Raw genomic sequence first — 21,099 nt, forward strand, 5'->3', positions numbered from 1 at the left:
CCCGGTCCGAGCGGGCCGGTGGCGCTGCGGCCACCGGCCCGAAGGATCACTCGCGCACGTAGTACCGCAGCGTCGCGTAGGCCGTGATCCCCGCGAAGACGATGCCGACCGGGGCGATGACGAGCGCGGTCATCGCGATGTCGTCGCCGGTGATGCGGGGGAAGACCTTGCTGGCGAACAGGTCGCCGAGGGCGCGGTCGATCACCAGCGGGCGGGCGATGAGCAGGCCGAACATGGCGAGCAGGGAGCCGGCCAGCGCGGCGACCACGGCTTCGAGCAGGAAGGGCAGCTGGGTGTACCAGCGGGTCGCGCCGACCAATCGCATGATGCCGACCTCGGTGCGCCGGGTGAACGCGGCGATCTGCACCATGTTCGCGATCAGCATCACCGCGGCCAGCGCTTGCAGCACGGCCAGGCCGAACGCCGCGTTGCGCAACCCGTCGAACAGGCTGACCAGCCGGTCCACGATGTCCTTGTCGTTGCGCACCATGCCGACGCCGGGGCGGTCGTAGAACTTCTCGTAGATCGTCGGATAGAGCTCCGCGTTGTCCATCTTGACTCGCAGCGACGCGGGCAACGGCGTCTCGCTGACGTACTTGGCCAGCTCGGGCTGGTCCTTGAACGTCTTCTCCTTGGCCTCGCGGACCGCCTCTTCCCGGTTGAGGAACTGGACCGATTCCACGCCGCTGGTCGCCTTCAGATCCGCCATGAGCGAGCGGCACGGGTCCAGCGAGCAGTCCGGGTCGTTGGCCGACACGTCTTCGGTCAGGTACAGCCGCACTTCGAGCCGGTCCAGGAAGTACTGCTCGGTCTTGTCCGCGATGCGCACCGCCAGCAGACCGCCACCGAGCATGGTGAGCGAGACCGCGGTGGTCAGGATCATCGCGATGGTCATCGTGACATTGCGGCGCAGGCCCGCGAAGACCTCGCCGAACAGGAAGCTCGCGCGCATTACCGGCCCACCCCGTACACGCCCGTCGCCTCGTCCCGCACCAGACGTCCGTGGTCGAGTTCGACCACCCGCCTGCGCATCGCGTCGACGATGTGGTTGTCATGGGTGGCCATCACCACCGTGGTGCCGATGCGGTTGATCCGCTCCAGCAGCATCATGATGTCGGCGCTGGTGTCGGGATCGAGGTTGCCGGTCGGTTCGTCGGCCAGCAGCACCAGCGGCCGGTTCACGAAGGCGCGCGCGATCGCGACGCGCTGCTGTTCACCACCGGACAACTCGGTCGGCAGCCGGTCGGCCTTGCCGCCGAGGCCGACCATGTCGAGCACCTCGGGGACCGTGCGGTCGATGACCTGGCGTCGCTTGCCGATGACCTCCAGCGCGAAGGCGACGTTCTGGTACACGGTCTTCTGCTGCAGCAGCCGAAAATCCTGGAAGACGCACCCGATCCGCTGGCGCAACTTGGGCACCTTGCGGCCGGGTAAGCGGTCGACCCGGAAATCGGCCACTCTGATCTCGCCCGCCGTCGGAGTCTCCTCCTTCAACAGCAAGCGCATGAAGGTCGACTTTCCCGAGCCGGACGGTCCGATGATGAAGACGAACTCGCCCTTGCCCACATCGACGGTGATGTTGTCCAGCGCGGGTCGCGTCGAGGTCTTGTACGACTTGGTCACGTTCCGCATGGTGATCACGGGGAGCCAGTGTAACCAGCAACCGTTCGCGGCCTGCGTTGTCAACCGTGGGAGACAGTGCGGCGGCGGTCGGTCCCACTCGGCTCAGTGGCCCGGCTGTTCGCTGAACACCGCTGCCGGAACAGCGTTGACCAGGGTAGCCGGAGCGGTGGTGGTCTCCTCGGGTTTGACGAATACGTACAGCACGAACGTGGCGACCCAAGTTGCCATCAGGATCGCCGTGGATCTACGTGGTCTCACTGATTCCCTCCCGGCGCAGCGCCGCGGCGACTCGTACCCGCAGCTCGCGTCCGACGTCGAACTGTTTACCCGGCAACGTCCGGGCAACCATTCGGATGTTCATCTGGTCGACGGTCAGGTCTTCCACACCCATGACGGTGGGCTCGTCCAGCAGCAACGGCTTCAGGCGAGCGTCCTCGTACGCCTTCGCGCCCACCTCGTGCAGGATCTCGTTGACCCTGGTGATGTCGGCGCTGGCGGACACCGGAACGTCGATCGCGGCGCGCGCCCAATCCTTCGACAGGTTCGTGACCTTCACGATCTGGCCGTTGGGCACGGTGATCACTTCACCGTCGGCGTTGCGCAATGTGGTGATCCGCAGCGTGACGTCCTCGACCGTACCCTCGGCCTGCTCCGCGGCTCCGGTCACGGCGATGCGGACCACATCGCCGAACCCGTACTGCCGCTCCGTGATCAGGAAGAATCCGGCGAGGATGTCCTGCACGATGCGCTGCGCGCCGAAACCCAGCGCGGCGCCGAGCACCGCGGCGGGCGCGACCAACCCGGTGACGGCGAAGCCGAGCCGCCGCAGCACCTCCATGGTGATCAGCACGTAGACGATGGTCAGCACCACCCAGGTGATCACCTGGGCGAGCGCGTGCCGATGCTTGGCCGCCTCGGTGCGCACCAGCGCGTCGCTGCTGCGGAATCCCGCGTCGATCCTGCGGGTGACCCGGTCCCGCAGGTAGGTGGCGAGCCGGCTGAACAGGATGGCGCCGAGGATGAGCAGCACGATCTCCAGGCCCGAACCGCGTAGCCACGTGGTGAAACCGGTGGAAGCGATAGCCTGGATGCCCGCGACATTCATCTAGCTCGCCTGCTCTCGCATCCGCCAGCGGATCCCCGACTCGATGAACCCGTCGATGTCGCCGTCGAGCACCGCCGACGGGTTGTTCACCTCGTAGTTCGTCCGCAGGTCCTTGACCATCTGGTACGGGTGCAGCACGTAGGAGCGCATCTGATTGCCCCAGGACGCGCCCTCGTTGGTCTTCAGCGCGTCCATCTCGGCGCGCTCTTCCTGCCGCTTGCGTTCCAGCAGCTTGGCCTGCAGCACCCGCATGGCCGAGATCTTGTTCTGCAGCTGCGATTTCTCGTTCTGACAGGTGACCACGATGCCGGTGGGCAAGTGGGTGATCCGGACCGCGGAGTCGGTGGTGTTGACGCTCTGGCCGCCGGGGCCCGACGAGCGGTACACGTCGACGCGGATCTCCGTCTCCGGCACCTCGATGTGGTCGGTGGTCTCCACCACGGGAAGCACCTCGACCTCGGCGAAGGAGGTCTGGCGGCGGCCCTGGTTGTCGAACGGGCTGATCCGCACCAGCCGGTGCGTGCCCATCTCGACCGAGAGCGTGCCGTAGGCGTAGGGCGTCTTCACCGCGAAGGTGGCGCTCTTGATGCCCGCTTCTTCGGCATACGAGGTGTCGTAGACCTCGACCCCGTACTTGTGCCGGTCGGCCCAGCGGATGTACATGCGCATGAGCATCTCGGCCCAGTCGGCGGCGTCCACGCCACCGGCGCCGGAGCGGATGTTCACCAGCGCGTCGCGCTTGTCGTACTCGCCGGACAACAGCGTGCGGACCTCCATGGCCTCCACGTCGCTGTGCAGCGCGGCGCGCTCGGCGTCGGCCTCGGCGAGCGCGTTGGTCTTGGCCTCGCCCTCTTCCTCTTCGGCCAGTTCGTAGAGCACCGGCAGATCGTCGAGCCGCTGACGCAGCTCCTCCACCCGGCGCAACTCGCCCTGGGCGTGCGACAGCTCACTGGTGACCCGCTGGGCGTGGTCCTGGTCGTTCCACAGCTCGGGGTCGGCGGCCTGATGCTCGAGCTCGTCGATACGACGACGCAGCTCGTCGATGTCGAGGACCGATTCGACCGTCTTGAGAGTGGCGTCGAGTTCGGCGAGATCAGCGGAAACGTCAGGATGCACGATCGTCAAGCCTAGCTGCCCCTCTTCGGCCGCAGCACACGAGTGCGCGCGGTGTGACGGGGGACGGCCACTGCGCGGGTGGCTCGCGCCCGGCGCGGGCCGAGCAGGCGGATCGCCGGGACGTCGCGCGCTGGCTCGACAGCCCGCGCCGGGCGGGTGAGCTGTGACGGACGCCTCATGGGTTTCTACCCTAAACGGCGACCGCGCTTGGCGCAGTTGGTGTTTGGAATTCGCGGCGGAGATGCTGCTCCGGCCACGCGACGGGATGCCGGTCGTGCCTGATCAGTCGTCCTGCCGGGCGGACGGTTCGTGCGCGAGGGGAGCGGTGTGGCGAACTCCACTCCTGCGGCCGCGGATCGCCGCCGCTCGGAGCTCACGCAACTGCTCGGCGACTCCCGCCAAGCCGATTCGGCCGTGCCGATTCCGGCCGAGGCGATTCCGGCCGAAGCGGCGATCGGCGTGCTCGGCAGCCGAAACCCCGTGGCCGAGGAGGGTTCGCCCGGGGGACTTGGCACGGCAGAGCGTTTCGACGTTCCGGCTGGTCACAGCCGATATCGGGGGTGCGGTCACCGGGACCCCGACGGCGAGCGCAGGGTTGCGGAAGCACCGCGCCGCTTCCGGCTTCCTCACCCCACCGGGTCAGCGATCAATATGCCTGGTCGGCTCCGGCCGCGCGCGGGCGTACTCGATTTACCGCGATCGATCCGGCTGTGCCGTGAGTGGCCCGCTCAGCCCGAGACGGCCCGCAGTCCGCCCGGGCGGCGTCCGGCGAGTGCGTCGAGGGCCGCGGCGGTGGCGTCGTCGGCCGGTAGATAGACGATCACCCGCTGGTCGTCGTCGGCGGAGAGCTCCAGGAACTCGTAGGCCAGGCGCAGCGACCCGGCTTCTGGGTGGGCGAGACGGGTGATGCCGGTGGCGGCGGCCAAGCTCGGCACGGTGTCGACCCGGTCGGCGAACGCCGGGCCCACGGTGACGGTGAGCTCGTCGGCGAGCGCGGCGATGTGCGAGTCGGCGCGAAACGGGCCCTGCTTCAACATGGCGACCGTCTCGTCGGCGACGTGCTCCCAGTCCGCGTAGACATCGCGGGATCCGGGGACGCAGAAGACAAAACGTGCCAGGTTGGGTGGGGTGTGCGGCCCGTCGAAGAGTCCGGTCGGCGCCATCAGCCGGTGGTAGGCGTCCGTGTAGGCGAGAACCTCGGTGAGGCGGTTGACCACCACGGCGGGCGTCGGCTCGAGCCGGTCCAGGATCGTGCGCACCGTCGGCCGCACCTCGCGCAGCGGCTGCGCGTCCCCCATGCAGGTGAAGCCGCTGTCCACCGACTTGGTCAACCGGTGCAGGTGCACGCGTTCGGCGGGGCTCAAACGCAACGCGTCCGCCAACGCGGAAAGCACCGGAGGGGAGGGACGCCGGTCGCGCCCCTGCTCCAGGCGCGTGACGTACTCCACGCTCACACCGGCCAAGGTGGCCAGCTCGGCGCGGCGCAACCCAGGGGTGCGCCGCCGCGCGCCGGTGGGCAGGCCGACTTGGGCGGGCGTCACCGCCTCGCGGCGGGTGCGCAGGAACAGCCCCAGCTCGTTGTCGCTCACCTGTCGAACCTAACAAGGCGAAACGCTCGGAGGGTGTCCCTGCCACTACCACTCTTACGGCGGTCTCCCTGTTCCCCGTGCCCGGCAGCAGATTGAGTGGGCGGCCCGGCCGGGCCGTTCTGTGATCCGAGGAGGAAACAGCATGTCCAACGCCCCACTGAAGCTCGCGGTGATCATCGGCAGCGTCCGCGAGGGACGTTTCGGGCCGGTCGTGGCGACATGGTTCACCGAGCAGGCGCGGCGGCACGGTTCGTTCGACGTGGACGTCATCGACTTGGCCGAGGCGGACATCCCCTGGGAGCTGCCCGCGGTGCCCCCTGCGATGGATCCGGACCCGCAGCGACCCGAAGGGATGACCGACCTCACGCGCAGGCTCACGGCGGCCGACGCCTTCGTCATCGTCACGCCCGACTACAACCGCAGCATCCCCGCGTCCCTGAAGGCCGTCATCGACTGGCACTTCACCCAGTGGAACGCGAAAGCGATCGGTTTCGTCGGCTACAGCGGGGCGTCCGGCGGCCTCCTCGCCATCGAGCACCTGCGGCAGATCTTCAACGAGCTCAACGCGCACACCGTGCGCAACTACGTGTCGTTCCCGCGCTACTACCTGCTCTTCGACGACGAGGGCAAGCCGAGGGAGCCGCAGGAGCCCGCGGCCGCCGCGACGGCGATGCTGGATCAGTTGCACTGGTGGGCGAGCGCGTTGACGGCGGCGCGATCCCTGGAACCCGTGGGGTGAGCGCCGGGCCGATAGGGTGCGGGGCGTGGCTGTGTACTCCTCCGACCTCGAACTCGCCCTGCGGCTGGCCGATACCGCCGACGAGATCACGCGGGCTCGCTTCGGTGCGCTCGATTTGAAGGTCGACGCGAAGCCGGACCTGACGCCGGTGTCGGATGCCGATCTGGCCGTCGAGCAGGCGATCCGGCAGGTGTTGTCCGAGGCGCGGCCGGACGACGCGGTGCTGGGTGAGGAATTCGGTGGCGCCGCCGAATTCAGCGGCAGGCAATGGGTGGTCGACCCGATCGACGGCACGAAGAACTTCGTGCGCGGAGTGCCCATCTGGGCGACGCTGATCGCTCTGCTGGAAAACGGTGAGCCGGTCGTGGGCGTGGTGAGCGCGCCCGCTCTGGCACGGCGCTGGTGGGCAGCGGCGGGATCGGGGGCATGGTCGAGTTTCGAAGGGCGTGCGGCTCGCGCGATCTCGGTCTCCGCCGTGGGTGAGCTGGGTTCGGCCAGCCTGGCATTGTCCAGTCTGTCCGGCTGGCGCGACCGCGGCCTGCGCGAGCAGTTCATCACCCTGACCGACGATGTGTGGCGTGTGCGCGGTTACGGCGATTTCTTCAATTACTGCCTGCTCGCCGAGGGCGCCGTCGACATCGCCACCGAACCGGAGGTCTCCCTGTGGGACCTGGCCGCGCTGGACATCCTCGTCCGCGAAGCGGGCGGGCGTTTCTCCTCGCTGAACGGTGCACCCGGCCCGCACGGTGGCGACGCCATCGCCACCAACGGCCTGCTGCACGATGAGGTCCTCGACCGCCTGCGCGGCTGACCGCACTCGCGATGTTCGGAGCTAGCCGGCCCGCCACGGGGTCGCCGGCGTGAGGTCGATCCCCGCCGGAGGACGCAGGCGGCGCAGCGTGCCGTCCATGCTGGTGACGAACAGCGCCCAGGAGTCCCCGTCACGGTCGATGCGCACCGACGTGGCGCCGTCCGGTGGGTTGCGCACCGGAGCGGGTTTGATCAGGCCCGTGATGATCGCGCACGTTGCGCCGGTCGCCGTATCCACCCGATAGACGGCGCCGAGTATGTGATCGGCCACGAACAGCGCCCCCGCCTTGGTGGCTTCCATATCGTCGGGCAGAGCTACCAGGTCCGGGATACCGGAGACGGTGGTGGGATGAGCCGGATCGTCCAGCCGGACGCGGAGGATCTGCAACGTCATGGTGTCGACGTAGACCGATTCGCCGTCCGCGGCCAGCGCGAGGCCGTTGGCGGGCGGCAGCACCGACCAATCCCGTTCGTACTCGCTGGTCGCCGGCCAGTAGCGGGAGATTCCGTTCGACCCGCCGAGGCCGATCGTGGTGAACAGCAGGCTGCCATCGGGCAGCAACAGCAGGCCGTTGGGCCCGTTCAGCCCGGTGAGCAGAACCTGCACGGCGCCGGTCTCGGTGTCGTAGCGCTGGAGTGTGCCCGGCGGTTCGCTGAGCCCGTCTCCGGTGAGGAAGTAGACGTAGCGTCCGGCGACGCGCACGCCCGCCGGGCGGTACAGGTCCGTGACCAGCTTCTCCAATCGTCCGGCCCGGTCGACGTGCGCCAAGTAGCCATCCATCAGACCGGTGACGTAGAAGCCGCCCCGCCCGTCGGAATCGAGATTCTCCAGATTGCCGACCCCTTCGACCACCGTCGTGGTCTCCCAGCCGTCCGAGCACCTGGCGGGGAATGTCTCCGCCCGCGCCGTCGGTATCGCCGCGGTGACTCCGGCAGTCACCGCGACGGCGCTCAGCACCGCGGCGCACGCCCGAATCCCTATCCGTTTTGCCATGAGCGACAACATAACAGCGCCGGATCACGCGAGCAGGCCGGCGAACTTCGCTCGAGTGGAGAAAACGCGAGGTCGGCGCGCTGTGACGGACAGCGAGGGTCTCGGTTGTCCACATGTGGACAACTCGGCGGCCCAACAGGGCGAACGCCGAACGGTGCGGGTACCGCCCCGCCCGTGCGCTCGTAGGATGGGCCGGGTGACTCCCCCCGATGATTTCGCTGCGGTAGCGACCGAAGCCGCGTCCGGATCGGACGCCGGATCCCTTGCGGCGCAAGAGGTTCTACGCCGAGTCTTCGGTTACGACAGCTTCCGCGGTGAGCAGCAGACGATCGTGCAGCGCGTGATCGACGGCGGCGACGCGCTCGTGCTCATGCCGACCGGCGGCGGCAAGTCGCTCTGCTATCAGATCCCCGCGCTGGTGCGTCCCGGCGTCGGTGTGGTGATCTCCCCGCTGATCGCCCTCATGCAGGACCAGGTGGACGCGCTCAGTGCGCTCGGCGTGCGCGCGGGCTTCCTCAACTCCACCCAGTACCCCGACGAGCGCCGGGCCGTCGAGGCGCAATTCGTCGCCGGCGAACTCGATCTGCTGTACCTGGCCCCGGAACGGTTGCGCCTCGACTCCACCGCGCAGCTGCTCGATCGCGGCAAGGTCGCGCTGTTCGCCATCGACGAGGCGCACTGCGTCTCCCAGTGGGGTCACGACTTCCGGCCCGACTACCTGGGCCTTTCGCTGCTGCACGAGCGCTGGCCGGACGTACCGCGGATCGCGCTGACCGCGACCGCCACCGAGAAGACCCGTGACGAGATCATCCAGCGCCTCGACCTCGGCGCCGCCCGCAGGTTCGTGTCCAGCTTCGACCGCCCCAATATCCAGTACCGGATCGAGCCGAAGAATCGTCCCGAGCGTCAGCTGCTGGAATTCATCCGCACCGAGCATGCCGGGGACGCGGGGATCGTCTACTGCCTGTCGCGCAACTCGGTGGAGAAGACCGCGGCGTTCCTCACCGAGAACGGCGTCACCGCCGTGCCCTACCACGCGGGCTTGGACAATCGCACCCGTGCGGAGAACCAGGCGCGTTTCCTTCGCGAAGACGGGTTGGTCGTCGTGGCGACCATCGCCTTCGGCATGGGCATCGACAAGCCCGACGTGCGCTTCGTCGCCCATCTCGACCTGCCGAAGTCGGTCGAGGGCTACTACCAGGAGACCGGGCGCGCGGGCCGCGACGGGCTGCCTTCTACCGCGTGGATGGTCTACGGCCTCAGCGACGTGGTGCAGCAGCGCAAATTGATCGACTCCTCCGAGGGCGACGCCGCCCACCGGCGCCAGCTCCAATTGCACCTGGACGCGATGCTCGCGCTGTGCGAGACGGTCGCCTGCCGGCGCACGCAGCTGCTCGCCTACTTCGGCGAGCCCGGTCTGCCTTGCGGCAACTGCGACACCTGCCTGTCGCCACCACAATCCTGGGACGGCACCGTGGCCGCGCAGAAGTTGCTGTCCACCGTGCTGCGGCTGAAGCGGGAACGCGGCCAGAGCTTCGGCGCGGGGCACATCGTGGACATCCTGCTCGGTAAGAAGAGTCCCAAAGTCCTGCAATACGACCACCACGAGTTGAAGGTCTTCGGGGTCGGCACCGACCTGCGTGACGTGGAGTGGCGTGGCGTGGTGCGGCAACTGCTCGCGCACGGGCTGCTGGCCGTTCACGGCGACTACGGCGTGCTGACGCTCACCGAGGCCAGCAGTGAGGTGCTGTTCGACGGACGACAGGTTGCGCTGCGCCGCGAGCCCGAACGCCAGGCCAAGCCCGCCCGGACCGCGAAGGCCGCCAAGGCGGCCTCCGTCGACCTGACGCCCACCGACCTGCCGCTGTTCGAGAAGTTGCGCGAATGGCGCGCGGCCACCGCGAAGGAACAGGGTGTTCCCGCCTATGTCGTCTTCCACGACGCCACGCTGCGCGAGATCGCGGCGCGCAAGCCCGCGAGCCTCGCCCAGCTCGGCGGCGTCAGCGGTGTCGGCGAGAACAAACTGGCGAAATACGGCGAACAGGTGCTCGAGGTGCTGGCCACCGGATGAACCGCTACCGTCACGCGGGTCACCGATGGGCGGGGACGGTTGCCGGGCAAGGCCGCCGAAAACTATGGAGGACAGCGTGAGCCGGAGCGACACGATCGGGCGCAGGGCGTTTCTGGCCGGTGCGGCCACCCTCGCGGCCGGGACCACGTTGGTCGGGCGCACGCCGGCTCATGCGGTACCCGTCGCCGAGGGTGTCACCAAGTTCCCCTTCCCGGACGAGCGCCGGGTGCGGGTGCTGGTGACCGGCGACGCGGGCACCGGCACCCGCGCTCAGTGGGCGGTCGCCGACGCCATGCGGGCGCTGCACGGCCGCGAACCGGTCTCGCTGGCATTGGGTCTCGGCGACAACATCTACGAGCACGGGCCCGACGGCGCGGCCGACGTCCAGTTCGCCGACAAGTTCGAAAATCCCAATGCCGGACTGGATTTCCCCTGGTTGATGGTGCTGGGCAACCACGACAACAGCTCGGTTCTCGGCGGTGACGGCGGCTGGCTGCTGCGCGGCAACGCCGAGGTGGAGTACCACGCGAACTCGCGGCGCTGGTGGATGCCGAGCCGCTACTACTCGGTGCGGATTCCGGAGCGCAACCCCGTCGTCGAGTTCTTCGTCCTCGACGTCAACCCGCTGGCGGCCTACGTGCCGCCGGTCTTCTCGCCGTACTGGGCGGTCGACGGCCAGTTCATGAACGAGCAGCGCGACTGGCTCGATCGCGCCCTCGCCGACTCGCCCGCCAGGTGGAAGATCGCCTGCACCCACCACCCGTATCTGAACAACGGCCCGCACGGGGACGCGGGCCGCTACGAGGGTCTGTCGCTGGAGCCGATCAACGGCGTGCACGTGAAACGCTTCTTCGAAGACCACGTGATCGGACGGTGTCAGTTCATCCTGTCCGGGCACGACCACTCGCTACAGGTGCTCGAACCCACGGTGGCGTCGAAGGGAACCAGGCAGGTCGTTTCCGGCGCGGCCGCGAAGACGGTCGGCGCGGAGCCGCGGCTCGCCGCGAGCGCGGGCCACGGCGCGCTGTACGAGAACTACCAGGAGCTGGGCTTCATGGTTCTCGAGCTCACCGAGGGCGGAGTCGACCTGGGCGTGCACACGGCCGACCTGGCGACCGGCGCGTCCGTCGAGGTGTTCCGGCGGCGTCTGGCCTGAGTTCCAACTATGTTGCGGCGTGCGAGAATTGCGGCGCGCCGCTCGCTCGGCGGCTACCGTTCTGGCTATGGCACCGGGTGATGGTTCCAGTGACGCGGGCGATGACATTTCCATCAGCTCGGTGGGGGGTGAGACGCCGGACACGCCGCCGTATGTGCGCGGCCGGACCGATCCGGCGGTCGAGAACGTATGGTTGCGCCGCAGTCCGCCGCCGCCGCGCCCTGGCGTACCGCGGATGTCGACGGTAGCGCTGCTCGTCGCGTTCCTCGCCGTGCTCACGCTCTACGTGGTGCTGCATCAGGGCGGTTAGCGCGTCCGCGACCTGCGGGAATAATCCGGTTGCCGGGTCACTTAAAGTGGACCGTTATGAAGGAGAAGGGGCGCAAGGTCATCGCGACCAACCGCCGGGCGCGGCACAACTACACGATCCTGGATGTCTACGAGGCCGGGATCGCGCTGGTCGGCACCGAGGTGAAGAGCCTGCGTGAGGGCAAGGCTTCACTGGTGGACGCCTTCGCGACGGTGGACAACGGCGAGGTGTGGCTGCGTGGGCTGCACATCCCCGAGTTCAGCCACGGCACCTGGACGAACCATGCGCCGCGCCGGGTGCGCAAGCTGCTGCTGCACAAGCGGGAGATCGAGCGGCTGGTCGGTAAGTCGCGGGAGGGCAACCAGACGCTGGTGCCGCTGTCGATGTATTTCTCCGACGGCAAGGTGAAGGTCGAGCTGGCGCTGGCCAAGGGCAAGCAGGACTACGACAAGCGGCAGGACCTGGCCCGGCGCACCGCCGAGCGAGAGGTCACCCGTGAACTCGGACGGCGGGTCAAAGGCATGAGGTGACCGCCGTCCTGCTCGCGCTGGCGGCCGCGGTGGGCTACGGCGTGAGCGATTTCTACGGCGGTGTGGCGTCGCGGCGGGTGACCGCGCTGCGTGTGGTCATCTATTCCTATCCGTTCTCGGTGCTGCTGGTCCTCGTGGCGCTCCCGCTCGTGCCCGGAAGCCCGGACGCCGCGTCGTTGTGGTGGGGCGCGGCGGCGGGCCTGGCGAGCGGCGTCGCGGTGTGGTGGTTCTATGCCGCGCTGGCCAGCGGTCCGATGGCGGTCGTGTCACCGCTGACGGCGGTGCTGGTCGCGGGCATTCCGGTACTCGCCGGTCTGGCGACCGGCGAGCGTCCCGGCCCGCTCGCCTTCGCCGGTATCGTATTCGCCCTGGTCGCCGTGCTCTTGGTGAGCCGGGAGTCGCCGGACGACGTGACGGAGGAGATCACCGGCGGCCGCGAACTGCGGTTCACCCGCAAGGTCGCCGCGCTGACCATCGGGTCCGGCGCCGCGTACGGTCTTGCCTTCGTGTTCTTCCACGAGACCTCCGCGGACTCCGGACTGTGGCCCCTGCTCATGCAGCGGATCGCCGCCACCGCGGTGGTCTGGCTGACCGCGTTTGCCGCCAGGGACTTCGGGCGGTTGCGCGGCGAACCGCTGCGGCTGGCCGGCTATATCAGCGCGCTGGACGTGATCAGCAACGCGGCGCTGCTGTACGCCTTCCACGGATCGCTGTTGTCGCTGGTGAGCGTGATCGGCTCGCTGTATCCGGCGGTGACCGTGCTGCTGGCGATGGTTCTGCTCGGCGAGCGGGTGCACCGGCAGCAGCTGATCGGTTTGATCCTCGCGCTGGCCGCGGTCGCGCTCATCGCCGCGGCCTGAAGGTCATGTGCCCGCTCGGACACGGTGCGGGCCGGGCACTCGGTGACGGGTCCGCCGCCCGAGTGCCGAAAACGCGGTCCGGGTCCGCGCGTACCCGGACCGACGCGTCATCGACGCACGCCGATCGCGCGGATCACCGCGTGCACGGTTCGTGCATCGAGATCCGCTTCAGCGTGGGACTGCGATAGTCGGCCACCACGGTGCGCGACCCGAGCGCCGTGGACGGGTCGGGCACGTTGACCACCGCGCGCTGCGCCGCGACATCGGGTTCGTCACGCCCATAGATCTGCGGCGCCGCCATTCCCTCGGAGTCGACCGTGAGCCCGGCAAGGGCCTTGCGCAGTGTCGGCCGGTCCATGCCGCCGGTCTCGGCTGCCTTGGTGAGCAGCGCCTTCAGCGGATACGAGATCGCCCAGCCCAGGTTGTAGCCGAAGTTCGTCGGTTCGCTCGGCGCGGCGTTCCTGGCGCGCTGGGCTCCGGTGCTCGCGCCGTCCCAGCCGTCGAACGGGGAGGTGTAGTTGTACAGCGCCGTGAGCGCGGGTGCGGCCGGTGTCTTGAGCAGCGCGCTGTTCCAGGTCGGGGTGGACCCGAGGAATCGGCCCGTGTAACCGGATTTCGCCAGCTTGCCGACGATTTCGGCGGTTTCGGCCGGGCCGGTGGCCAAGAGGACCACATCCGGCGGGTCGGCCAACAGCTCGGCGACCGGGTAGTCCTGTGTGCCGACTTCGGTGTTGGGTCCGGTGTCGATCCGCTCGGTGATCGTCGCGCCGTTGTCCAATGCCCACTTCAGCGCCCCGCTGGCGTAGTCGCCGCCGTAGTTGCCGCGGTAGGCGACCACGCCGAGCGTGCGTGGCTGATAGAAGTTCTGCGCGAACCAATCCAGGCCGAGCACGGCTTCCGTGCAGTACGAGAAACCGTCGTCGAGCACCAGATCGCGGTCGGTGCCGCGGTACTGCCAACCCGACCAGAGTGTGCCCGCCCCGGTCACCAGGTCCGCCTCGTCCATCTCGTGCAGCACGGCGAGCGTCTGCGCGGTCCCGAAACTCATCGCGAGCGCCAGCACATGCGGCGCTATGTTCTCGAATTCCGTGACGTGCCTGCGCGGATCGTAGGCCGTGTCGCGCGTGTAGGTGGTGATGTCGATCTCGTAGCCGCCGATGCCGCCCTGCTTGTTCACCTCGTTCCAGAACGCGACTTGACCGTCCTGCAGAGACTTTCCGAGCGGAGCGAAGGGGCCGTTGTTCAGGTCAGACAGAACGCCGAGATAGATACAGCCCTTGTCACGCTGGATCGCGTGGGGGCAGGCTTCGCGGGTGACGCCGGGTGCGGCGGCGGGCGACGAGGCCGAACAGCCGCCGGTCAGGACGAGCCCGAGCGTGAGGGGAGCGGCCACGAGACGAAGTAGCCGACGAAAAGTATGAGGAAAAGGCATTTTCTTGCTCGCTTACGGCTGCACGCAGGGCTCGTTGAGGGTGATGCGGTCCTGAGTCGGGCCGTGATAGTCGGTCGCCAGGGTCCTCGCGCCCAGCGGCGCGGTCTGATCAGGCGCTTCGATCACGGCGCGCTGCCGGGTGAGGTCCGGCTTGACCGCGCCGTAGGTGTGTTCCGGGATCGCGCCCTCGTAGTCGACGCGCAGGCCGTGCACGGCTTGACGGACACCCTTGCGGGTCAGCTTGCCTTCGTTGACCGCCCGGGTGAGCAGCGCCTTCATCGGATAGGAGAACATCCAGCCCGCGCTGTAACCCCAGGTGGAGGGTTCTCGGGTCGCCGAGGCCCTGGCCTTCTTGGCGCCCGCGCTGGTTCCGTCCCAGCCGTCCAGGGGTGAGGTCATGTTGTAGCGAGAGGTGATCGCCGAGGCCGCAGGGCTTTTCAGCAGGCCGCCGTTCCACGTCGGGCCGGAGCCGAGGAACCTGCCAGGGAAACCGGCCAGTGCCGCCTTTCCCATGATCTCGCCCGCTTCCGCGGGCCCCGTGGCCAGGAGCACGAGATCCGCTCTGGTATTGAGGATTTTCGCGACCGCCGCGTCTTGGTTGCCGATCTGGGTGTTCGGCTCGGTGTCTATCTGCGCCACCAGGTCGACCCGATTGGCCGACGCCCATTTCTTGGCGCCGGTGGCGTAGTCGCCGCCGTAGTCGCCCTGGTAGCTGACGGTGGCGATCGAACTCGGCTTGGCTTCGTGCTCGGCGATCCAGTCGAGGGCGATGATCGCCTCGGAGCAGTAGGAGTAGCCGGACTCCAGCAGCAGACCCTTGTCGCTGTTCTCGAATTGCCAACCCGACCACAGGGTTCCGGCAATGGCGACCATGTTCGCCGCGTCCATCTCGGGAAGTACCTTCTGCGTCTGCACCGTGCCCAAACTCATCGAGAGCGCGAGGACATGCGGCTCGATCCGCCGGTAGGCCTCGGCATGTTTCTGCAGATCGTAGTTCGTATCCTCGGTGTACGTGGCGATGTCCACCTCGTACTTGCCGCCGATCCCGCCCGCTTCGTTCACCGCCTTCCAGAACGCCAACTGGCCGTTGTTGATGTCCTTGCCCAGCGCGGCGAACGGCCCACTCGTCAGGTCGGACAGCACGCCGAGATAGATACACCCTTTGCGGGAGTCGACCGCGTTCGGACACGGGTCGGCGGTGACTCCGGGTTCGATGGCTCCGGTCGACTCGCCACGCAGGACGGAACATCCGGTCAGGACGAGCCCGGCGATGACGGTGAGGGCGGACAGGCGCAGCAACCTGTCCCGAATGGTGCGAACTGCCAAAGTGTTTCCTTAGTCTGAAATCGAGATCCGCTGCTCAGAGCCGATCGTACGGCTCGTGCAGTGTAAGTCGGGTTCGTCGTCGGACCTCGAGAATCGACTACCAGCATCCGGGAAGGGGGAGGCGAGGTGCTCGCCGGAGCCGGTGACTCGAGATCCGGTCGCGGGCGCTCGGCGCATGTGCTCGCGGCGCGCCCTCGTGGGTCGCCGTTCACCTCCGGGCCGCGTTCGTAGATCGCCTGCGGGTGTGGCGACCGCCACCGCCGGATATCGGGATGATCCGCGCTTTCCCCGGTGTTAACATGAACAGCCCGGCAAGGTGCTGGGGCGTACGGGGCTGAACGGTTTCGACTGCGTACGTAGATTTAGGGGAAGCGTGTCGGTGCAGGCAAGAGACCACCGTAAGCGTCGTTGCAACCAATTAAGCGCCGATTCCAATCAGCGCGAGTACGCTCTCGCTGCCTGATCAGCAGAGCGTCTCTGTCGGCCCGGGGCATGCCCTCGGCTCCGGTGCCGGCATCAGCTAGAGGGCTAACCGTCCTACTCGGTCGCGGAGTAGTGCGGGACATCGAACAGCGGCTGGGATCGTCATCCGGGCTTGTTCGCGGGACCCGGAGATCCGAGTAGAGACACAGCGAACTGCACACGGAGAAGCCCTGAAGACGCGGCGGAGGACCCGGGTTCGATTCCCGGCAGCTCCACGATAAGGCCCCTCACTTGCACCGCAGGTGAGGGGCCTTTTTCATGCCGCTACGCTGGTGTCTTCCGGGGCCGTGCCCACAATTTGCCCACACTTCTGGGCGGCAGCGCGTAGACCTTCGCTCATCCGATCGGCCACGTCGTCGAGATCGTCCTCGAACAGGTGCCCGTGCTGTCGAGCGTCATCGTGGCTGTCTTGTGCCCGAGCTGCCGTTGCACCGTCTTCACGTGCGCGCCGCTGGCGATCATCAGCGACGCGGCGGTGTGCCTGAGTTGATGCGCAGTCACTCGGGGGAACGTCGCCGATTCCGGTGGTCGTGCCCCATCAGGCGGGTGCGACGTTGGGGCATGTACTTGGTCAGCTCGATCGGCAGGGGCATCTGTATCGGATCGGTATCAACGACAGGTCTGGTGTGTCAGCGCCGGCATCTGCAGTAGTCGCGATGATTCGGCTGTTGTGGGAAGGGCACACAGATCGGCACGAAGGCGTGACACGCGCGGTTCCGATCACGCCGGAGGCTGCCGAGATGGCATCCATGCTCGCTGTGACTCTCGTTCAGTGGTTTACGACTGGAGCAATCCAGCGCCGCTGAAGCTCGGATGCAGCCGGGTTCAGGCTGCGTCGGTGTGGTGGCTGGTGAAGTTGACTCGGGTGTCGTCGGCGTCGAGGGCAATGTTGAGGGTGGCGTCGAGGGCGTCGGCGAGTTTGGCGAGGAGGGGGAGGGTTGGCACGGTGTCGGAGCCCTCGATGCGGGAGATTTTTGCTTGGGTGAGGCCTGCGCGTTCGGCGAGGTCGACTTGTGTGAGTCCCAGTTCAGTCCGGCGGTCATAGACGGCTTTGGCCAGTGCCATGGAGAGGCGGATTTCGCGGCGGGCGTCGGTGACGTCGGCGGGTTCGGTGTGGCCCTCGGCGAGCTTGCGTTCCCGGAGGGTCTTCCAGCGTGCGTGGCTCATCGGTCCAGTTCTCCTCTCTCTACTGTGCGGATGAATTCTTGGTGCGCGGGTTCGTGTTCTGCGTGGCAGGTCTGTTGGGCGAGCTTCGCGCGTTTGACCTCGGTATCTTCTCGCATCCGGGTCTTGCGGAACACAGTCAGTAGGATCGCTCGCCGCCCTGGAGCAAGCCAGTAGGTGATGCGGATTGCAGCTCCATCCAGCGTCGGACGCAGTTCTCGGACCCCGTCGCCAAGGTGTCGCGCGAGGGTTCGCCAAGCGACTCTGCTTGCTCGGCGAGCAGGCCAACGTATTCGTCGATCTTGAGGAAGTGCCTGGCTGGTAGTGCCTGCAGCCAGTCCCGCACCTCGGGTTCGATCTCGATAGTGAACAGTTTGCCCACGATGAACACTGTATATGTCGCTGACGACATGCGACAAGGTGTTGGCCTGCTCGAACGGACGCGTTCTCGCCTTCGCCACTTCGCGGTGCTCGCACATCGCTTCACCTTCTGGCGTAAGTCGCGGCAGTTGGGCGGCGGCATCGTGCTGCGGGGGCACGGGGACCGTTTTCGGTGCATGGGCGGGATGTGGGAGCTGCCGAACGGGGTAATTCGGGCGAATCGGTCGGATTCTGTTTGGTTGCTGAGTGCGGTGGAATCTCTCGGGTAATGTCCATTGACCAGGGAAAATGGGGTGTTTGCCCCCCGGTATCTGGATGGCTGCCATGAGGCTCGAGATCGAGATGCGGTGCTACTCCCCCCGGGGCGGTTGCGGGGGGTCGACATGACCGCGGATGTCGCGGGCAACGGCATGCGGTCGATTCTGCGTGCCGCCTGTGTGAGCGTCGGTATCGATGCGAGCGATGCCGAGCCCGTGGGCGCGCAGGGGGTCTATCGGTTGCGCGACGGAATCGTCGTGCGGATCGGCGGGCGGGAACAGAAGCTGGCGACTTCGCGGGAAGTCGCCGTGTCTCGATGGCTGGAGACCTGTGGAGTGTCGGCGACGCGGGTCGTCCCGGATATCCCGCAGCCGGTCGTGGTCGACGGCCGACCGGTGACTTTCTGGCAGGAGTTGCCGCCGCATCACTCCGGCACGCCCGGCGATGTCGGCAAGGCGCTGGGAGAGTTGCATCGGCTGCCGCTGCCCGGTTTCGAGCTGCGCCGGATGGCGCCCCTGGCTCGGGTGGAGGAGGACATCGCCGCCGCCCAGACGGTGACCGAGGACGACCGGCGCTGGTTGTGCAAACATCTGGACGAGTTGCGCGGCCGCTGGAAGGCGCTGCCGCGGGGTCTGCCGTGGTCGGTGGTGCGGGGCGCGGGCGCGGGCGACGGCGTGGTGGTCGGCGACGACGGCGACGCGATCCTGGTCGGATTGGAACGGGCTGTGATCGGCCCGCCGGAGTGGGACCTGGTGCACATGGCGATCGAGTGCTGGACCGCCAAAAAGATCACCGCCTCGGAATACGCCGAGTTCTGTACCGGATACGGCCGGGATGTGATGCGGTGGGACGGCTTCTACCTGCTGCGCGACATCCAGGAGTTCCGGATGGCCTTGCAGTCGTTGCGGGCCGCCGCCGTCGACCCGAGCCAGCAGCGGTTGGCGCTGCGCCGCCTCGCTTACATCCGCGGTGACGAGGGCATGCGACCGTGGCCCGAGTGGGCGGACGCCGACTAGTCTGCCGCGACATTCCGGTGCGCCTGCCGGGTACGACAGCGCGTCGTCCGCAGCAATCGCGAGAGCGGTCAGGGCTGCTTCGTATAGCGGTGGGCGGGAACCAGGACCGGATCGGTGGCGCGAGCCGCGTGGGTGAAGACGCCTTCGCCGGTCCAGCCCTGGTTCGTAGGGAAGGCGACCGGCGCGGGTGTCGCCGACGCGCTCGGCCGCGGACTCGAACGAGTCGCGCGGACGCACGGCCGGGATGTCGGGGACGTTGCGATACGCGTCGCGCCAGCCGAGGTATCCCATCTCGGCGCCCGCCGAGGCGTCCTCGGGCCTGGCGCGGCGCCGGGGCACTGTCGGTCATCCGTCAGGGCAGTAGCGGCGAACGCGTCGGCGATCAGCCCTGCTGGGTCGGGACGACGACGATCTCGGCGATGTTGACGTGCCGGGGTACGTCGACGGCGTAGGCGATCGCGTCCGCGATATCGGCGGGTTCCAGGATCTCGATCGCCGTGCGCCACTGCGCCAGGCCGGAGCGCTGTTGCTCGTCCTGCATCCCGTCGCCGAGTTCGGTGCCGACGAAGCCCGGTTCGATGTTCTTGATCCGGACGCCGCGCGGCCCGAACTCGGCGCGCAGGTTGCGGGTCAGGTGTGCGACCGCCGCCTTGGTGGCGGTGTAGACGGCGTAGTTGGGGAAGACCGTGTGCCCGCCGATCGAGCCGACCAGCACCAGATCGGCGCGCTTGCCGTCGCTCGCGGCCGCGAGCAGGTCATCGATGAACGCTCGTCCGGTGTAGAGCAGCCCGGTGACGTTGGTGCCGACCATCTGGTCCCACTCGTCGGTGAGCGCGGACTCGAACGGCGCGGCGAGCATGACGCCCGCGTTCGCGACGACGAGGTCCACGGGCCCGAACGCCGCACGCACCGCGGCGGCGGCGTCGCGCACGGACTGCTGATCGCCGACGTCGGCGACGACCGCGAGGGCGTCCGCGCCGAGTTCGGCGGCGAGTTCTTCGATGCGATCCTTGCGCCTGCCCAGCAGGGCGACCTTGGCGCCGCTCCGCGCGAGCCGCCGTGCGGTGGCGGCGCCGATTCCACTCGATGCTCCGGTGACGACCGCGACGCGGCCGGTGAGGTTGTCGTTTGTCATGTCCACTACTTTCCGGCCCCTCGCGTGCGCCTGACAGGCTGCGGACTTCCTGGTAGTCGCGGGGCCACCCAGGAGCGGCGCCCCTGACCTACGCTCGGGTCATGGACTCCGACAATCGACTGGGCGCCTTCCTGCGCGCGCGCCGCGAATTGGTGCGACCGGAGGATTTCGGGTTGCCGGGCGGCGGCCAGCGGCGGGTCGCCGGTCTGCGCCGGGAGGAGATCGCGCTGCTCGCCGGGGTGAGCGCCGACTATTACGTGCGACTGGAGCAAGGGCGCGACCGGCATCCTTCCGAACAGGTCATCGCGTCGCTCGCGCGGGTGTTCGCGCTGGACGAGGAGGGCACGGCGCACCTGCGGGAACTGGCCAGGCCGACGGCCAGACGTCCAAGAGCCCCGCGGCGGCCCGAACGTGTGGCGCCCGGCTTGCTGCGCCTGATGAACGCGTGGCCGCACACGCCGGCGCTGGTGCTGGGCAGGTACCTGGACGTCCTGGCGGCGAATCCCTTGGCCGCGGCCGTCAACTCGTGTTCGGTTCCGGGAGTGAATCAGGTGCGCATGGTCTTCCTCGATCCGGAGGCGCGCGACGTCTACCTGGATTGGCCGACCATCGCGGCCGACACCGTCGCCAGCCTGCGGGCGACCGCGGGCGCGGACCTGGACGACCCGCGATTGACCGAGCTGGTCGGCGAGTTGTCGCTGAAGAGTGAGGAGTTCCGGCGGCTGTGGGCCCGCCATGACGTCCGGGCGAAGACCGGGGGCGTCAAGGAGTTTCGCAACCCCATGGTCGGGGACCTGACCTTGTCCTACGAGACGTTCAGCGTGAACGGCGCGCCGGGCCAGATACTCATCGCCTACCACGCGGAGCCGGGATCGCCCTCGGAGCGATCTCTGGCACTGCTCGGCAGTTTGATCGCCGACAACCCGGGGGCGGCAGATGATGCGCAGCGTCCCGCCGGTCGGCCGGACGTGACGCGGCAAACGCGCTGAGCGGCCGGAGCC

General features: G+C 68.1%; 23 protein-coding genes and 1 other RNA gene. 10 read left to right on the top strand and 14 right to left on the bottom strand.

From position 1 onward, the window contains the following. Positions 1-46 precede the first annotated feature (46 nt). The 6 genes from ftsX to ACFV2O_RS20855 all read right to left on the bottom strand — a co-directional run bounded on the left by ftsX (position 47) and on the right by ACFV2O_RS20855 (position 5,433). The gene (ftsX, locus tag ACFV2O_RS20830) at positions 47-952 is read right to left on the bottom strand and encodes a permease-like cell division protein FtsX (RefSeq protein WP_355077872.1); all 906 of its coding nucleotides are present in this window, start codon (positions 950-952) and stop codon (positions 47-49) included. Further along, on the bottom strand, positions 952-1,641 hold the full coding sequence (ftsE, locus tag ACFV2O_RS20835; RefSeq protein ID WP_039800068.1) for a cell division ATP-binding protein FtsE: 690 nt from the start codon (positions 1,639-1,641) through the stop codon (positions 952-954). Before ftsE ends, ftsX begins: the two co-directional genes overlap by 1 nt. 84 nt (positions 1,642-1,725) lie before the next feature. Then, positions 1,726-1,851 carry a hypothetical protein gene (locus ACFV2O_RS20840; protein WP_379253216.1) on the bottom strand — a complete coding sequence of 42 codons (126 nt, stop codon included), beginning with the start codon at positions 1,849-1,851 and terminating at the stop codon, positions 1,726-1,728. A gap of 16 nt (positions 1,852-1,867) precedes the next feature. After that, entirely contained in the window at positions 1,868-2,728 is an 861-nt protein-coding gene (locus ACFV2O_RS20845) for a mechanosensitive ion channel family protein (RefSeq protein ID WP_355077870.1), read from the bottom strand. After that, on the bottom strand, positions 2,729-3,844 hold the full coding sequence (prfB, locus tag ACFV2O_RS20850) for a peptide chain release factor 2 (RefSeq protein ID WP_355077869.1): 1,116 nt from the start codon (positions 3,842-3,844) through the stop codon (positions 2,729-2,731). Positions 3,845-4,572: 728 nt separating this feature from the next. After that, complete coding sequence (locus tag ACFV2O_RS20855; protein WP_379253217.1) at positions 4,573-5,433, bottom strand: helix-turn-helix transcriptional regulator; 861 nt, start codon at positions 5,431-5,433, stop codon at positions 4,573-4,575. 142 nt (positions 5,434-5,575) lie between these two features. Here ACFV2O_RS20855 and ACFV2O_RS20860 point away from each other — a divergent pair, with 142 nt between their 5' ends. Both ACFV2O_RS20860 and hisN read left to right on the top strand, forming a co-directional pair. Then, on the top strand, positions 5,576-6,172 hold the full coding sequence (locus ACFV2O_RS20860; protein WP_379253218.1) for an NADPH-dependent FMN reductase: 597 nt from the start codon (positions 5,576-5,578) through the stop codon (positions 6,170-6,172). Between the two features lie 25 nt (positions 6,173-6,197). Beyond that, positions 6,198-6,983 carry a histidinol-phosphatase gene (gene hisN, locus ACFV2O_RS20865; protein ID WP_379253219.1) on the top strand — a complete coding sequence of 262 codons (786 nt, stop codon included), beginning with the start codon at positions 6,198-6,200 and terminating at the stop codon, positions 6,981-6,983. A gap of 21 nt (positions 6,984-7,004) precedes the next feature. Here hisN and ACFV2O_RS20870 read toward each other — a convergent pair whose 3' ends face one another. Further along, positions 7,005-7,976: a hypothetical protein gene (locus tag ACFV2O_RS20870; protein ID WP_379253220.1), complete on the bottom strand. Its 972-nt coding sequence runs from the start codon at positions 7,974-7,976 to the stop codon at positions 7,005-7,007. Between the two features lie 187 nt (positions 7,977-8,163). Here ACFV2O_RS20870 and recQ point away from each other — a divergent pair, with 187 nt between their 5' ends. The 5 genes from recQ (at position 8,164) to ACFV2O_RS20895 (ending at position 12,903) form a co-directional block, all read left to right on the top strand. Continuing rightward, entirely contained in the window at positions 8,164-10,047 is a 1,884-nt protein-coding gene (recQ, locus tag ACFV2O_RS20875; protein ID WP_379253221.1) for a DNA helicase RecQ, read from the top strand. Positions 10,048-10,123: 76 nt separating this feature from the next. Next, positions 10,124-11,203: a metallophosphoesterase gene (locus tag ACFV2O_RS20880; RefSeq protein WP_379253222.1), complete on the top strand. Its 1,080-nt coding sequence runs from the start codon at positions 10,124-10,126 to the stop codon at positions 11,201-11,203. A 67-nt stretch (positions 11,204-11,270) separates the two neighbouring features. Next, positions 11,271-11,513, top strand: a complete 243-nt coding sequence (locus ACFV2O_RS20885; RefSeq protein ID WP_356960909.1) for a hypothetical protein — start codon at positions 11,271-11,273, stop codon at positions 11,511-11,513. Between the two features lie 56 nt (positions 11,514-11,569). Next, entirely contained in the window at positions 11,570-12,043 is a 474-nt protein-coding gene (smpB, locus tag ACFV2O_RS20890; protein WP_174186417.1) for an SsrA-binding protein SmpB, read from the top strand. Beyond that, positions 12,040-12,903: an EamA family transporter gene (locus ACFV2O_RS20895; RefSeq protein WP_379253223.1), complete on the top strand. Its 864-nt coding sequence runs from the start codon at positions 12,040-12,042 to the stop codon at positions 12,901-12,903. Before smpB ends, ACFV2O_RS20895 begins: the two co-directional genes overlap by 4 nt. Before the next feature lie 133 nt (positions 12,904-13,036). On the opposite strand, the gene ACFV2O_RS20900 is transcribed toward ACFV2O_RS20895, so the two are convergent. Both ACFV2O_RS20900 and ACFV2O_RS20905 read right to left on the bottom strand, forming a co-directional pair. Further along, a complete protein-coding gene (locus tag ACFV2O_RS20900; RefSeq protein WP_355077860.1) occupies positions 13,037-14,296 on the bottom strand; it encodes an ABC transporter substrate-binding protein in 1,260 nt (419 codons plus the stop codon). A 51-nt stretch (positions 14,297-14,347) separates the two neighbouring features. Further along, positions 14,348-15,661: an ABC transporter substrate-binding protein gene (locus ACFV2O_RS20905; RefSeq protein ID WP_379253224.1), complete on the bottom strand. Its 1,314-nt coding sequence runs from the start codon at positions 15,659-15,661 to the stop codon at positions 14,348-14,350. 330 nt (positions 15,662-15,991) lie between these two features. On the opposite strand from ACFV2O_RS20905, the gene ssrA reads away from it, so the two are divergent. Continuing rightward, positions 15,992-16,362: a transfer-messenger RNA gene (gene ssrA, locus ACFV2O_RS20910) on the top strand. 118 nt (positions 16,363-16,480) lie between these two features. On the opposite strand, the gene ACFV2O_RS20915 is transcribed toward ssrA, so the two are convergent. From ACFV2O_RS20915 to ACFV2O_RS20930, 4 genes are all read right to left on the bottom strand, one after another. Beyond that, on the bottom strand, positions 16,481-16,645 hold the full coding sequence (locus ACFV2O_RS20915) for a tyrosine-type recombinase/integrase (protein WP_379253225.1): 165 nt from the start codon (positions 16,643-16,645) through the stop codon (positions 16,481-16,483). A gap of 324 nt (positions 16,646-16,969) precedes the next feature. Further along, positions 16,970-17,311 (bottom strand): helix-turn-helix domain-containing protein, encoded by a 342-nt coding sequence (locus ACFV2O_RS20920; protein ID WP_379253226.1) that lies wholly within the window; start codon positions 17,309-17,311, stop codon positions 16,970-16,972. Further along, positions 17,308-17,523 carry a hypothetical protein gene (locus ACFV2O_RS20925; RefSeq protein WP_379253382.1) on the bottom strand — a complete coding sequence of 72 codons (216 nt, stop codon included), beginning with the start codon at positions 17,521-17,523 and terminating at the stop codon, positions 17,308-17,310. Before ACFV2O_RS20925 ends, ACFV2O_RS20920 begins: the two co-directional genes overlap by 4 nt. Next, positions 17,448-17,690, bottom strand: coding sequence for a hypothetical protein (locus tag ACFV2O_RS20930; RefSeq protein WP_379253388.1), 243 nt, complete (start codon positions 17,688-17,690; stop codon positions 17,448-17,450). Before ACFV2O_RS20930 ends, ACFV2O_RS20925 begins: the two co-directional genes overlap by 76 nt. A gap of 382 nt (positions 17,691-18,072) precedes the next feature. Here ACFV2O_RS20930 and ACFV2O_RS20935 point away from each other — a divergent pair, with 382 nt between their 5' ends. After that, complete coding sequence (locus ACFV2O_RS20935) at positions 18,073-18,963, top strand: phosphotransferase (RefSeq protein ID WP_379253227.1); 891 nt, start codon at positions 18,073-18,075, stop codon at positions 18,961-18,963. 382 nt (positions 18,964-19,345) lie between these two features. Here the strand turns inward: ACFV2O_RS20935 and ACFV2O_RS20940 are convergent, their stop codons facing one another. Further along, positions 19,346-20,098: an SDR family oxidoreductase gene (locus ACFV2O_RS20940; RefSeq protein ID WP_379253228.1), complete on the bottom strand. Its 753-nt coding sequence runs from the start codon at positions 20,096-20,098 to the stop codon at positions 19,346-19,348. Positions 20,099-20,199: 101 nt separating this feature from the next. Here ACFV2O_RS20940 and ACFV2O_RS20945 point away from each other — a divergent pair, with 101 nt between their 5' ends. After that, complete coding sequence (locus ACFV2O_RS20945) at positions 20,200-21,087, top strand: helix-turn-helix transcriptional regulator (RefSeq protein WP_379253229.1); 888 nt, start codon at positions 20,200-20,202, stop codon at positions 21,085-21,087. Positions 21,088-21,099: the final 12 nt, after the last annotated feature.

This window comes from Nocardia sp. NPDC059691, assembly GCF_042733915.1.
Classification (GTDB): domain Bacteria; phylum Actinomycetota; class Actinomycetes; order Mycobacteriales; family Mycobacteriaceae; genus Nocardia; species Nocardia sichangensis.